A 13,366-nucleotide genomic window follows, 5' to 3' on the forward strand; every position below is an offset into this window, starting at 1 on the left:
GAATGAGTTTTTAATAGTATCAAAGAAAAGAGACATTTTCATCAACTATATCCTGTAAAAAATAAAGGAGTATTTATTAAATGAAGATTAAGACTTTTATTTATTTCCCAGAAGAAGACAAGTTTATTAATATTGAAAAAAAAGAAGAAATAAAGGAAATTATCGCAATAAAAAAAGATGTTTTTGAAGATGGGTTAATAAATTTAGATGGTGTTATTGTTTTTGATAACGGTGTTGATGGAAAAATTGAAGATTTTGAAGCATATGATGAAATTGATTCATTATGGTATTTTTATAAAAATGCATTAGAAAATTTCTTGGAAAATGGAGTAGGTGAAATTTATTTTCCTAATACACCTATCGAAATTAAGTTTGAAAAGAAAAATAAAAGTAATTTACTCTTATCAGTAGATGAACAGCTATTAGTTAGTGATACTAAAGAATTTATTGAAACATTCTATGAAAAAGGAAATGAGTTTGCAGATTTTCTTGATTATATTTCAGATTACACTTATATAAGTGATTTTAGAAAAGATTTAGAAAAGATAAAAAGATATAAATAGAATTTTTAATAAAAAATATAAAACAATAAACAATCTTTTACCAATTAAGAGATATTCAATCCAAAGAATGATAGTAAATATAAACTCCACAAAATACAATATAAGTATCCAAAACCATATTTTATAACATATTTGGAAGGAGATTTTTATGAACTATTATATTTGCGAGACGTGCGGGGTCCAGCATGATCTATCTTCTACAGAACCTAAAGAGTGCAAAATTTGTACAGAAGAAAGACAATATGTGAGTCTTAATGGACAATCTTGGACAACTTTAGAACAACTTGTTCAATTCAAGAAATATACTAATGAATTTACTAGCGAATTGGAAGGTTTACATAGTATTAAAACTACTCCTTCATTTGGAATTGGCCAAAATTCGTATTTAATTCAGAACAAAGATTTCAATGTACTTTGGGATTGCATTACTTATATTGATGAAGAAACCATTTCTATGGTTCGAGAATTAGGCGGAATCCAAGCAATTGCCCTATCCCATCCACATTATTACTCGACTCAAGTTGAATGGGCAGAAGCCTTTAATGCTCCCATATATATTCATGAGGATGACAAAGAATGGGTTACTAGACCAAGTAAACGTATTATCTTCTGGACTGGCGATACATTAAAATTGCATGATGGAATTGTTTTACATCGTATAGGTGGACATTTTAAAGGGGCTACCATTTTAGAATGGAATAGTTCAACTGATAGCGTTCTACTTGTTGGTGATATTGTTCGAGTTGTTGCAGATCGACAATGGGTTACTTTTATGTACAGTTACCCAAATTTCATCCCATTACCTGCGAATACCGTTAAGCGAATGGCTCAACAATTAAACTCAATCCAGTTTAATAAATTGTTTGATGCCTTTCATCGAGTCATATCAACGGATGCTCAAACAAGAGTTCAATTATCTGCAAAGAGGTATATAGCTGCACTTGAAGGTGAATTATTTGAGACTTAAATCAACAATCAAACGCTATTGTTGAATAACTTTGTCCTTAATTTGGCTAAAACTCAATTAATTTATAGAAAAAACACCAAACACCTCCAAAGAATGTATATCCTTTGAAGGTGTTTTTTGTTTTGGCAGATATTTAGTCAGCCCGCTTACTAACGCAAAAGCAAGTCACCTTTTGTATTTACGCTTTGTTCCAACTCTTTTACTTTAGCGTGATGACGGCCAATCGGTACGATGAGTGGTGTATGCGAGACCGGATCATTAATTACTTGGCAATCTAACTGGAAGGTTTCTTTTATCAAATCTGCAGTTAAAATGTCAGTTGGTTTTCCTTCTGCAATGAGATGACCGTTTTTCACCGTAAACAAATAGTCTGCATAGCGTGCGGATAAGTTAATATCATGTAACACCATAACAATGGTCGTGCCGTATTTTTTATTTAAATCCGTCAGTAAATCTAGTATTTCTACTTGGTACGTGATATCTAAATACGTTGTTGGCTCATCTAAAAATAAAATGTCCGTTTGCTGTGCTAATGCCATCGCGATCCAAACACGCTGTCTTTGACCACCTGATAGTTCATCAATATTACGGTCTGCAAATTCGGTAATATTCATCATTTCTAATGCTTCTGCTACTGCTTCATAATCTTTTTTTGACCAACCCTTCATGACACTTTGATGAGGAAAACGACCGCGACCAACAAGATCTGCTACCGTAATACCTTCTGGAACGATTGGTGATTGAGGAAGTAGCCCTAGCACTTTTGCCAATTGTTTTGGTGCCATTTTATGAATGGATTTACCATCTAAAAGTACTTCCCCACCTGTTGGCTTTATTAAACGTGCCATTGTTTTTAGTAATGTCGACTTACCGCAACCGTTAGCACCAATAATAATGCTAATTTGATTACTCGGAATCGATAAGTTGACGTCGTTTAAAATCGTTTTATTTTCATATCCTGATTGAATATGTTTCGTTTCAAATGTATGAGCTGTCATTAAATATCTCCCTTTCGATTAATACGAATTAGCAAGTAAATTAAATATGGTGCACCGATAATCCCTGTAATAACACCTACCGGAAAGCGGGTTTCAAAGGCAAACTGACCAATTAGATCCCCACCTAACACTAAAATAACCCCGATTAAACCTGCTGGAAGAATATTCGAAAACCCAACTCCAACAAGACGTTGAGCAATAGGTCCTGCTAAAAAGGCTACGAACGCAATTGGACCGGTTGTTGCTGTAGCTAAAGCGATGATTAATACCGCACTAATCATTAATATGACGCGGGTCTTATTGGTATTGACCCCTAAAGAGGTTGCCGCTTGTTCGCCTAGCTCTAGCATTTCAAGTTGTTTCGCAAAATAAATGAGCACAGGTGTTACGATCACGATTGCAATGATTAATGGATACGTCATTTCGATTTCTGCCCCATTTAAACTTCCACTTAGCCAACGTAAAGCATTCGGTAAATCATTCGTTTTACCTATTAGCATTAAATACGAAATAAATGCATTTAACATCGCTTGAATACCAATACCAATTAATATTAATCGACCGATAGAAAAAGAGGTTCCTTTTGACAACCCATAAATGATTGCTACTGTTACAAGCCCACCAACAACGGCAGCAAGTGAAACAACCGTACTACTCGTATGCAAAATGATAATACAAAAAACTGCTGCTGCACTAGAGCCGGTTGTAATCCCAATGACATTTGGATTCGCTAATGGATTACGCAGCATCGTTTGGAAAATATACCCCCCTGCCCCAAAAGCAAAACCAGCAAACAAACCGGCTACTGTTCGTGGCAAACGAATTTCGTTGATAGCAAAAGAAGCACCTGGAATTGTCTCACCAAGTAAAACATTTATTACATCTGCTACAGGGTAAATTGTATTCCCGAGCATCATCATCGTACAGCACAAACCAATGGCAATCATAGCTAAAATTATCGTGACGCCTACATAGCGATTTCGGCGTTTTTTTCTTGCTTTTATAATTTTATTCATCGTTTCATTCATCATATTGTACGCATTTTCGCTTTCATTGTAATTAATATTAAAATGGGCGCGCCGATAAAGGCTGTTAATATCCCAACTTCTAATTCGCCAGGACTACCAAGGAAACGACCGCATACATCCGAAATCAACAAAATGATGGCTCCAGACAATGCCGCTAAAGGAATAAGGAAACGGACATCCGGTCCGACAACCAATCGAATTAAATGGGTAGCAAGTAAACCAATAAATCCAATTGGACCAGCTAGCGCCGTCGCTGCTCCACAAAGTAAAACACCAGCAAAAGCGGCTAACATGCGAATAACTCCTGTGCGCACGCCTAAGCCTGTCGCCACTTCGTCACCAAGTGCTAATGCATTCAATGCAGGTGCTACTATAATCGCTATCACAACACCAACAATCAAAAACGGAACAAAAATATGAACGGAATCCCAATTGGCAGCTCCTACACTTCCAACTTGCCAAAAACGGAATTGATCCATAACATTCGTACGTGGTATTAAAATAGCTGTTACAAGTGAAGATAAAATAGCTGTCGTCGCTGCTCCAGCTAATACAAGTTTTAGCGGTGTCGCTCCACTTGCGCCCATCGAGCCAATTCCAAAGACAAATATCGCTGTCAAGATTGCACCAACAATTGCTAACCAAATATAATCACTTGGTGAATGAATGCTTAAAAAAGCAATCCCACAAACAACAAATAAAGATGCGCCCGTATTGACCCCTAAAATACTTGGATCTGCAATTGGATTTCGTGTGACAGATTGCATCAGTGCCCCAGATACACCGAGAGCTGCTCCACATATTAAACCGAATATCGTTCTTGCGATACGTTGTCGCACAACGCTTGCCTCATGACTTTCTATAGAAGGATGAAACAAGCCATCTATAAGCCCATCTAGACCAATTGTACGAGAACCAAATGCAAGAGACATACAAATACTAACAATGAGCAAAATGAGCAAAAGGGTTACTACCCTTGCTAAATGCTTTGGTAGTAACCTTTGCTTATTTTCTTTTTCAAGAATATTTTTCATTATTATTTAACGTTTTTTGCAACGTCTGAGATTTTAGATAAATAATCATCAATTGTATATTGAATTGATAATGGGCTTGGTGTACCAGCAGCTGCTAAAGGTGTATTGTCTTCAATGACAACAACGTTACCTTTTTCAATTGCCGGAACTTTACCTAAAATAGGGTCTTTTTGAAGTGTTTTTAATGTCGTATCGTCACCGTATACAACTAACATTTCTGTATCATTTAATACGTCTGCATTTTCTGCACTTAATTCAAGATAGAAACCACTATCATCTTTAATTTGTTTTTTAATACCTTCAGGATATTCCATTCCAACTTCTTCTAACATTTCACCACGTGGATCTGATGGTGTGTAAATGTAGAATTTAGATAAATCTGTTGTATTGAACATACCGAAAGCGGCTTTTTTACCTTTAACATCTGGATATTTTGCAGCAGTATCAGCGATTTTCTTTTCAGTATCTTTGATCAACTGTTCGCCTTCTTTTGCCATGCCCATACCCATTGAATCGTATTTTACTTGGTCGCGCCATGAAGTTACCCATGGTTGATCTTTATATGCAACTACTGGAGCAATTTCGCTTAATTTATTGTACTCTTCTTCCGTAATTCCTGAGTATGCAGCTAAAATAACATCTGGTTTAGAATCAGCAATTGCTTCGTAATCTAGACCATCTGTATCTTGATAAACGTTTGGTTTTTTAGCGTCTAGTTCATCTAATTTTTCTTGTGTCCAAGGTAAGATACCTGTTTTGATATCTTTAATGCCGTAATTGGCTGCTGAAAAACCAACAGGTACGACACCTAATGCTAATGCTACGTCATGGTTTGCCCATGCTATCGTTGCAACACGTTCAGGTTTTTTCTCAATTGTTGTTGTTCCGAATGCGTGTTTGATCTCGATTGGATATTGACCATCTGCTGATTCAGACTTTGTATCACTTGATGATTTTTCTTTTGAAGAATCATCTGAACAAGCTGCTAATGCAAGTACTAGAACAGACATAATTGCAAATAGCAGTACTTTTGTCATTTTCTTCATTTGTTACACTCCTCTAATAATTGAATGATTGATAATGAGAATCTTTATCACTTATAAAAATATAACTTTCAATCTTTAAAATGTCAATAAAAAAATGGTAATATCCTAGACTAAAACCCATCTAAAGGAAATATCATCGTTTAATGTAACTTTGTTTTGCATTTTTAATTGATAAGGATTATCATTATCATAATAGAAGTATATGAGTAGGAGTGTACAATATGGATTTATATGATGTAACAATTGTCGGCGGAGGTCCTGCAGGTTTATATAGCGCCTTTTATAGTGGCATGAGGGATTTGAAAACGAAAATTATTGAATTCCATCCTCAACTTGGCGGAAAAGTGAATATCTTTTTAGAAAAGATGCTTTGGGATGTCGGTGGTCAACAACCCATTCAAGGTGAAGTCTTTTTAAAAAATTTAGTTCAACAAGCAATGACATTCAACCCAACTGTATGTCTAAATTCAAAAGTCAAATGGATTGAAAAGAAAAATAACTTCTTTACAATTACAACTGAATCTGGAGAAAAACATTATTCAAAAGCGGTCATCATTGCGATTGGCGGTGGCATCTTCCAACCTATTAAACTAGAAATCGATGGTGCCGAAAAATATGAAATGACCAACTTACACTATACGATCAATGGTATGGAACGCTTCCGCGATAAAGAATTATTGATCTCTGGTGGAGGCAACGCTGCAATCGACTGGGCAGTTGAATTACTCCCTATCGCTAAAAAAATAACCGTGATTTATCGTAGTGACGAATTAAAAGCGCATGAATCTCAAGTCAACAAATTAAAAGATCATGGCGTCGACATTTTACTCAATACTGAAATCCAAAAACTACATGCAAATACACAAAAAACAGCTATCGAATCAGTAGACATCGTTCAAAATGGTGAAATTCAAACCATCACAATGGATGATATTTTAATATGCCATGGCTATAACCGTGAAGTATCTCTTGAATTTGAGGAAGGCATTGCACCAAAACGCAACGAAAGTCAGCTCTTCGAAAGCATCGGCCAATGCAAAACGACAACACCCGGAATATTTGCCGTCGGCGATATCGTATCTTACGACGATAAAGTATACTTACTCGTCGGCACATTCAACGATGCCGTACTAGCCGTCAACAGCGTCAAAAAATACATCGAACCCGATGCCGACAGCTACGCAATGGTCTCTTCACACAACGAAAAATTCCTTGAGAAAAATCAGGAATTGTTGGCAGAGATGTATCGTTGATATTACGAACAAGAGCTGTGGTTGCATGGTGGAGTTAATTTTAAAAAGTACAAAACAACTTGTACATACAATATATAAAACGACAATGGACGTTACTGGAAAGATTAAAAAGTGCTCTCGGTAGATTTTTAGAATATTTAAGCTTGGTACTTTGACTGACTAACCTCAGATTTAATACCATATGTAACTTACTGAAATAGAAAGAGTGTCAAAATCCTTGTATTAAGGAGTTTGGCACTCTTTTTAATTATATGGTTTGTGTTATGGAGACGGCGGGAGTCGAACCCGCATCTCAATCTGCTGATGCATTAATAGATGCAGTGGCACTTGATTTTGACTACAAAGTAAAATAATTCCCCAAATTTTATCTAATCAACGTAATATAATAATTTTTTAAGGCTCCAAAGCCCGAGATCTTATCATTTTTGAATAATATGATAAACTGCTCGTTGATGCGAGAATGTTTTAAAGCCGTGTATACCATGGAAGCTACCAAAGCCGGAGTTGTTGACACCACCAAAAGGCAGCTGTAAGTAAGTATTATGCATACATATGCCATTAATTGTTACTCCACCTGATGAAGTATTTTGAAGCACATGCAGTTGGAATGCCTCGTCATTACTATAAATATAAAGCGCTAATGGCTTTGGTCGTTGCTGAATATATGACAATGCTTGGTCAATAGTTGAATAGCCTTTTACAAATGTAATTGGTCCGAATACTTCCTCTTCAGCAATCAACATATCTTCCGTCACGTTCGTCAATAATGTCGGCTCAATTAAGCGACGAGTATCATCAAATGTACCACCACTTAAGACGATTGCGCCTTTTGCAATGGCATCCTCATATAAACCTTTTATCCGATTATAATGCTGCTCGTTGACAATTTGTGTTCGCTCCTCGGAACGAAGCTGACCATTATCGTACAACATTCCCATTGTGAGCTGTCTATATGCCTCTGCTAGTAATGGTATGTCTTCCTCATGTGCCCATATATAATCCGGGCAAATACAAAACTGTCCACTTATAAGTACTTTCCCGAATACAAGTGTTTGTGCGGCCTGGAACATATTGTAGCCTTGCTGTAAAACGACTGGCGATTTACCACCAAGTTCCAATGTGACTGCTGCTAAATGGTTGGCAGCCTCTCGCATCACGATTTTTCCAACACGTGGACTTCCTGTAAAGAAGAAATGATCAAATGGTAGCTTCATTAAAGCCTCTGCAATATCAACCTCACCTTCTACAACTGCTACCTCCTGTTCTTCAAACACTGACTCAATCAGCTCTTTAAGAACTGCATTAAAGGCAGGATTGAACTCGCTCGGCTTGATGATGACACAGTTACCTGCTGCAAGTGCTTCAATCATCGGGTGAATCGTTACGGATAAAGGTGAGTTCCATGTACCGAAAATACATACACGCCCTCTAGATTCATATACGATATAAGCCTCGCCATCCTGTGGATCCTCTACACGCTCGACCTGCATCCATGCTGATAAATTTTCTAAAATGTAATCGATTGCAGAAACGATTGAAAAAATTTCATTTTCAACTAACGATACAGGCTTTACATAATCTTTAATAGATGCTTCCACAATCTGGTCTTTTCGTGAAAGTAGCTCTTCCTTTAGCTTTTTTAGCTTTTCCTTACGATGCTCAGCTGTTGTGTTACGCACTACCCATTGGTGCGTTGTTTGCTTATTAAAAACGTCCTTTATTCTTTCCTGTACACTCACTACCATATTTGACACTCCCTCAAAGATTTTATACAAGTCCTCGCTCAGGCATAAACATTTTTTCTACACGTAGGTTATGACGTTGTAATACGACAACGAATAATAATCCCCAGTGCCACGACAAGAATAATCCGCTAAAGTTGGCGCAACAATACTTTCATTTTATATTTGTATAAAACGAAAGGAATTGCATACGTTCGTTACAATTCCTCTCACTGTTGATAGTTGATAGTTGCTATCACATAATCGTTCTTTCTATCGATTTGAGTGCTAGTTTGCTACCACTTGTTCTTTTTTCTCCGCTATCGCAGTCCAATTTAATGCATCAATAGCACGCTCATAATACTGCTCTGTGCTACCTAGATAATGCTCATAAAAGCGTGCTCGTTTCACATATAAGTGACAGTCAATTTCCTCAGTGAAGCCAATACCACCATGAATTTGAATATTATGAGAAGCCGCCTTAATAAACGCATCGATGGAAAAAATACGTGCGCTACAAATTGCTTGCACACAATCCTCCGCATTCGTTTCTAAAGCCCAGTTCGCGTAATATGAAAGGGAGCGTGTCGTTTCCAAATCTAACTTCATATCAACAATACGGTGCTTAATCGCTTGATAGCGACCAATTGGATTGCCAAACTGCTCACGAATATTTGCATATTCACTTGCCTGCTGAACAATACGTTCCATTGCACCAACGACTACTGAAGAAAGTGCTGCATTGTATGCGAGTAGTGCCTCCTGTAAAATCTCCCAGCCATCGCCAATTGCACCTACAATATTCGTTGTCGCCACTTTCACGTTTGTAAATGTCATTTCAGATAGCTTACGTGTAGCATCTATTGATTGCTGTGGAAGCAGCTCAATACCCTCTGCATTTTTGTCTACAATGACAAGTGTAATTCCACTATTTACGCGAACCGGTACAATGATAAATTGTGCGAGTTCAACATCGGGCACCTGTGTTTTCACACCGTTAAGAACAAGTGTATCGTCACTTAGTTCCGCTGCTAGCTGGATTCCAACCTCACGATAGCTGTTTCCTGGCTCTAACCAAGCGATCGTAAATGTTGTACCGTCAGCAATCTTCGTTAAGTACATTTCTTTTTGCTCGTTCGTTCCATACTGCTCAATTAGCGGCACAGCGAAGGCGCTCGTTTCTAAAAATACACCTGGTGTTAAATAGCGTCCAAACTCCTCCATAATTGGTACTAAATCTAGTTTACCCAAGCCCATTCCACCGTAAATTTCAGGAATGTTCAGCTGTGCACAGCCTAGTTCATGAATGCCTCCTAGCACTTGCTGTACCTTGTCTATTTTATTTTCAATATAGTCACGCGTAATTTGCGTATTCTCCATATCGTTAATATATTTTTGTAAAAACTCTCGGAACATCTCCTGCTCTTGATTTAAAGAGAAATCCATCGTTCTTCACCTCTATCGTTTTTATCGTCCAACATCCTTTGGTAATCCTAGCAGACGCTCTGCAATTGTATTTTTCTGAATCTCACTTGTACCGCCACCAATCGTTTGGCCAAATGAGTACAAATAATTTTTTTGCCAATAGGATTCACCAAAAATCGCGTCATCCTTCCAAAGGACACCTTGATGTCCTTGTAATGAAACGGATTCAGCAAATAGCTCCTTTGTCACTTCACTCACAAACAGCTTATCCATTGATCCCTCAACACCTGGGTGACCAACCTTGAGTTGCTTTGTTAGGTTGCGATAATAGTTCAATAGAGAACCACGTGACTTCATATATAAATCAAGTAAACGTTTACGTACATCTGCCTTTTCAATAATTGGAGTGCCGTCCTCCGTTACAGTTTGAGCAAGCTCTACTAGTCCTTCAAACTGCTGCTCTAAAGAAAATACTTGCGCGCCAATACCTGTACGCTCATGCATTAGTAGTGCAATCGTTACGCGCCAACCATCATCTAGTTGCCCAATAATGTCCGTATCATAAGCTACTGCATCATTTAGGTATACTTCATTGAAATCATGGTCGCCATCCATTTGAATGATAGGACGAACTTCCACTCCCGGCTGGTTCATATCAAGCAAGAAACACGTAATGCCGGCATGCTTTTTCTCGCCCTTGCTCGTACGTGCCACTAAGAAGCAGCGATCCGCAAAATGGGCGAAACTGGTCCAAATTTTTTGACCGTTAATGATCCATTTGTCACCATCCTTCACTGCTGTCGTTTTTACTGCAGCCAGATCCGACCCCGCATTTGGTTCTGAATAACCTTGGCACCAAACCTCTTCACCCGATAAGATTTTCGGAATATATTTTTCCTGCTGCTCTGGCGTACCAATTTGCATTAATGTAGGGCCCACCATGTATAAGCCAACATAGTTTACTAGTGGTGGAGCCTTCACGCGGACCATTTCCTGATGATAAATAATTTCCTCCATCAGTGTTGCACCACGGCCACCATGCTTTTCTGGCCATGCAATCGCTGCCCATCTACCCTCAGCTAACTTGTATTGCCAATCGCGTAAAAAACGGCCTAGCTCAACCTGCTCTTCTGGCATTTTAAATGTGCCATCAAGCCAGCCATCTGGTAAATTTGTCTCTAACCATTTACGTAACTCTAAACGAAATTGCTCTTCTGCAGCTGTATATGCGAAATCCATACTAATCCCTCCTTTATGCTAATTCCCATTGTGGAATGGCACGATTGTCGTTTACATCTACCCAGACCATCTTCACCGCTGTTCCTACGGCTAAATCCTGCGCTGTAGCGTTTAGGACATTGCCGATAATCTTCACCTCTGGTATGTTGTCTAGCTCAACTACAGCAATTACTAAAGGAATGTCATTTTGGAAGCCGGGTAAAAATGGTCGATAAGAAACGACGTATGTGTAAACCTTACCTCGAATGTCATTTCCCTGGCTCTCCCATGTAATGTCCGGGCTACCACAGCTTGTGCAGCTTGGTCCTGGTGGGTGATTGTATGCATTACAGCAATTACATTTTTGTAGCACCAATTCATGACGGTCAGCCGCATCCCAGTACGGTGTATTATCGATTGTTTTTAATGGAATCGGCTTTTCATATTTCACTTTTGTTTCCTCAGACATCTAAAATCCCTCCCTAGTTTCTTAAAATCATTGCACCTGCAATATCTGGACCTGCCCAGCCTGTACAAATGCCGATTTCACAGTTTTCAACTTGACGATCTGTACCTTTATATTCATGACGAACTTGTCGAACGATTTCCAAAACGTTATTCATACCGTGCGTATAGCCTTCTGAAAGCATACCGCCTGCTGTATTTGTTGGTAGCTTGCCGCCCATCTTTAAATTACCTGCTGCTACGAAATCTCCTACCTCGCCTTTTTTTGCCAAGCCATATGCTTCTAGCTGACGCAATACTACCCAGCTAAAGCAGTCATAAATAGAAGCTACTTGAATGTCTTCTGGTGTAATACCTGCAGCTTTATACAGTTCTGGTGCTACATAATCCGAAGCTACTTCATCTATATTTTTCCAATAGTGCGCATGTGATACACTTTGACGCGCTGCCATACCCATAATGTAAACTGGCTTTGATTTGCAATCCTTTGCGCGTTCTGCTGATGTCACGATAATGGCATTCGCCTCATCGGACTCTAAGCAAAAATCATGCTTCGTAAATGGTGAGCTTAAATGCGGTGTTTTCAAATACTCATCCATCGTTAACGGCTTGCCGTAGAACATGGCATTCGGATTACGCTGTGCATGCTCATAAAAGCTCGTGCATACGTGACCTAAATGCTCTTGTGTTAAGCCGTTTAACTGCATATGACGCGTTGCAAATAAACCAAACCATTGACCAGGGCTACCGGCACCATATGGAATTAAAAAGCTGCCGCCTTCAAATGCTGCCTGTAGTATATCTGTGCTCCAGCCACCACCGCCCATACGTACGCCTGAGCGGCCATTCATCGCACGGTATATTAACACCGTCTTCGCCTGACCTGTTTCGATTAAGCCAACTGCATCTGCGATTAGAAGCTCTGTACTACTACCACCACCAACGATTTCCTTCACCACACCTGGACGAACACCTAAATAAGTTGCTACTTGGTGTGGTGAGCATGAATCGTGCTCTGAATAGCTCATAAAGCCATCAATATCCTTCGCTTCTAGTCCAGCATCCGCAATTGCCGCGCGTGCTGCATCAAGCGCTAAATGTAACGGGGTAACCCCTGAATTTTTTGAACGTTTACTTTCACCTACACCAACAATGGCATAACGATTTTTTAATGCCGACATCTCGAACACCCCTTTGCTTAAAATTGTAAAACTGCTTCACCTACACCCACGACCTGCTCTTCCTTTGAGGCTGTCAGTGTTAAAACCGCCACTTGCTTACCATTTTGAACTGTCATAGATTTCACCGTGCCTGTGCATGTAATGACATCCTTTGGAAACGTCATTGCCCCAAAGCGCATTTTGAAATCCTTCACAAGAGCAACTTCACCTGCAAGCTTGTTAACATACTCTCCTAAAAACCCCATCACCAGCATGCCGTGCGCAATGACACCCGGTAAGCCTATTTTTTGTGCAAACGCATCATCCGTATGTAGAGGATTAAAATCCCCTGATGCTCCTGCGTATTTGACAAGTTGTACTTTCGTAACAGGCTTCTTCACATGGATAGGTAATTCTTGTCCTTCCTGTAATTCGTTTAAATGCAACATCACTTGTACCCCCTTCGATATAAGGCTGCACAATGCAGC

General features: G+C 38.9%; 13 protein-coding genes. 3 read left to right on the top strand and 10 right to left on the bottom strand.

Annotated features, from left to right (window positions below; genetic code table 11):
* Positions 1-80 precede the first annotated feature (80 nt).
* Together Q0977_RS14640 and Q0977_RS14645 are read left to right on the top strand one after the other, a co-directional pair.
* Positions 81-563: a hypothetical protein gene (locus tag Q0977_RS14640; protein ID WP_299515313.1), complete on the top strand. Its 483-nt coding sequence runs from the start codon at positions 81-83 to the stop codon at positions 561-563.
* A 148-nt stretch (positions 564-711) separates the two neighbouring features.
* Complete coding sequence (locus Q0977_RS14645) at positions 712-1,530, top strand: MBL fold metallo-hydrolase (protein ID WP_299515315.1); 819 nt, start codon at positions 712-714, stop codon at positions 1,528-1,530.
* Positions 1,531-1,679: 149 nt separating this feature from the next.
* Here the strand turns inward: Q0977_RS14645 and Q0977_RS14650 are convergent, their stop codons facing one another.
* From Q0977_RS14650 to Q0977_RS14665, 4 genes are read right to left on the bottom strand one after another with little or no spacing between them, the layout of a single operon-like run.
* Positions 1,680-2,528, bottom strand: coding sequence for an ABC transporter ATP-binding protein (locus Q0977_RS14650; protein ID WP_299515317.1), 849 nt, complete (start codon positions 2,526-2,528; stop codon positions 1,680-1,682).
* Positions 2,528-3,559, bottom strand: coding sequence for an iron chelate uptake ABC transporter family permease subunit (locus tag Q0977_RS14655; RefSeq protein WP_299515320.1), 1,032 nt, complete (start codon positions 3,557-3,559; stop codon positions 2,528-2,530). Before Q0977_RS14655 ends, Q0977_RS14650 begins: the two co-directional genes overlap by 1 nt.
* On the bottom strand, positions 3,556-4,590 hold the full coding sequence (locus Q0977_RS14660; RefSeq protein WP_299515322.1) for an iron ABC transporter permease: 1,035 nt from the start codon (positions 4,588-4,590) through the stop codon (positions 3,556-3,558). Before Q0977_RS14660 ends, Q0977_RS14655 begins: the two co-directional genes overlap by 4 nt.
* A gap of 2 nt (positions 4,591-4,592) precedes the next feature.
* Positions 4,593-5,636, bottom strand: coding sequence for an iron-siderophore ABC transporter substrate-binding protein (locus tag Q0977_RS14665; protein ID WP_119417318.1), 1,044 nt, complete (start codon positions 5,634-5,636; stop codon positions 4,593-4,595).
* 221 nt (positions 5,637-5,857) lie between these two features.
* On the opposite strand from Q0977_RS14665, the gene Q0977_RS14670 reads away from it, so the two are divergent.
* Positions 5,858-6,889, top strand: a complete 1,032-nt coding sequence (locus tag Q0977_RS14670) for an NAD(P)/FAD-dependent oxidoreductase (RefSeq protein WP_299515324.1) — start codon at positions 5,858-5,860, stop codon at positions 6,887-6,889.
* A gap of 419 nt (positions 6,890-7,308) precedes the next feature.
* Here the strand turns inward: Q0977_RS14670 and Q0977_RS14675 are convergent, their stop codons facing one another.
* The 6 genes from Q0977_RS14675 to Q0977_RS14700 form a co-directional block, all read right to left on the bottom strand.
* On the bottom strand, positions 7,309-8,634 hold the full coding sequence (locus tag Q0977_RS14675; RefSeq protein WP_299515326.1) for an aldehyde dehydrogenase family protein: 1,326 nt from the start codon (positions 8,632-8,634) through the stop codon (positions 7,309-7,311).
* Positions 8,635-8,898: 264 nt separating this feature from the next.
* Positions 8,899-10,056, bottom strand: a complete 1,158-nt coding sequence (locus tag Q0977_RS14680; protein ID WP_299515328.1) for an acyl-CoA dehydrogenase family protein — start codon at positions 10,054-10,056, stop codon at positions 8,899-8,901.
* A gap of 21 nt (positions 10,057-10,077) precedes the next feature.
* On the bottom strand, positions 10,078-11,274 hold the full coding sequence (locus Q0977_RS14685; protein ID WP_299515330.1) for an acyl-CoA dehydrogenase family protein: 1,197 nt from the start codon (positions 11,272-11,274) through the stop codon (positions 10,078-10,080).
* Positions 11,275-11,287: 13 nt separating this feature from the next.
* The gene (locus tag Q0977_RS14690; protein ID WP_299515332.1) at positions 11,288-11,722 is read right to left on the bottom strand and encodes a Zn-ribbon domain-containing OB-fold protein; all 435 of its coding nucleotides are present in this window, start codon (positions 11,720-11,722) and stop codon (positions 11,288-11,290) included.
* A 13-nt stretch (positions 11,723-11,735) separates the two neighbouring features.
* Positions 11,736-12,899, bottom strand: a complete 1,164-nt coding sequence (locus tag Q0977_RS14695) for a thiolase C-terminal domain-containing protein (RefSeq protein ID WP_299515335.1) — start codon at positions 12,897-12,899, stop codon at positions 11,736-11,738.
* A gap of 17 nt (positions 12,900-12,916) precedes the next feature.
* Entirely contained in the window at positions 12,917-13,360 is a 444-nt protein-coding gene (locus Q0977_RS14700) for a MaoC/PaaZ C-terminal domain-containing protein (protein ID WP_367269481.1), read from the bottom strand.
* Positions 13,361-13,366: the final 6 nt, after the last annotated feature.

The sequence above is a fragment of the uncultured Rummeliibacillus sp. genome, assembly GCF_934216135.1.
Lineage (GTDB): Bacteria > Bacillota > Bacilli > Bacillales_A > Planococcaceae > Rummeliibacillus.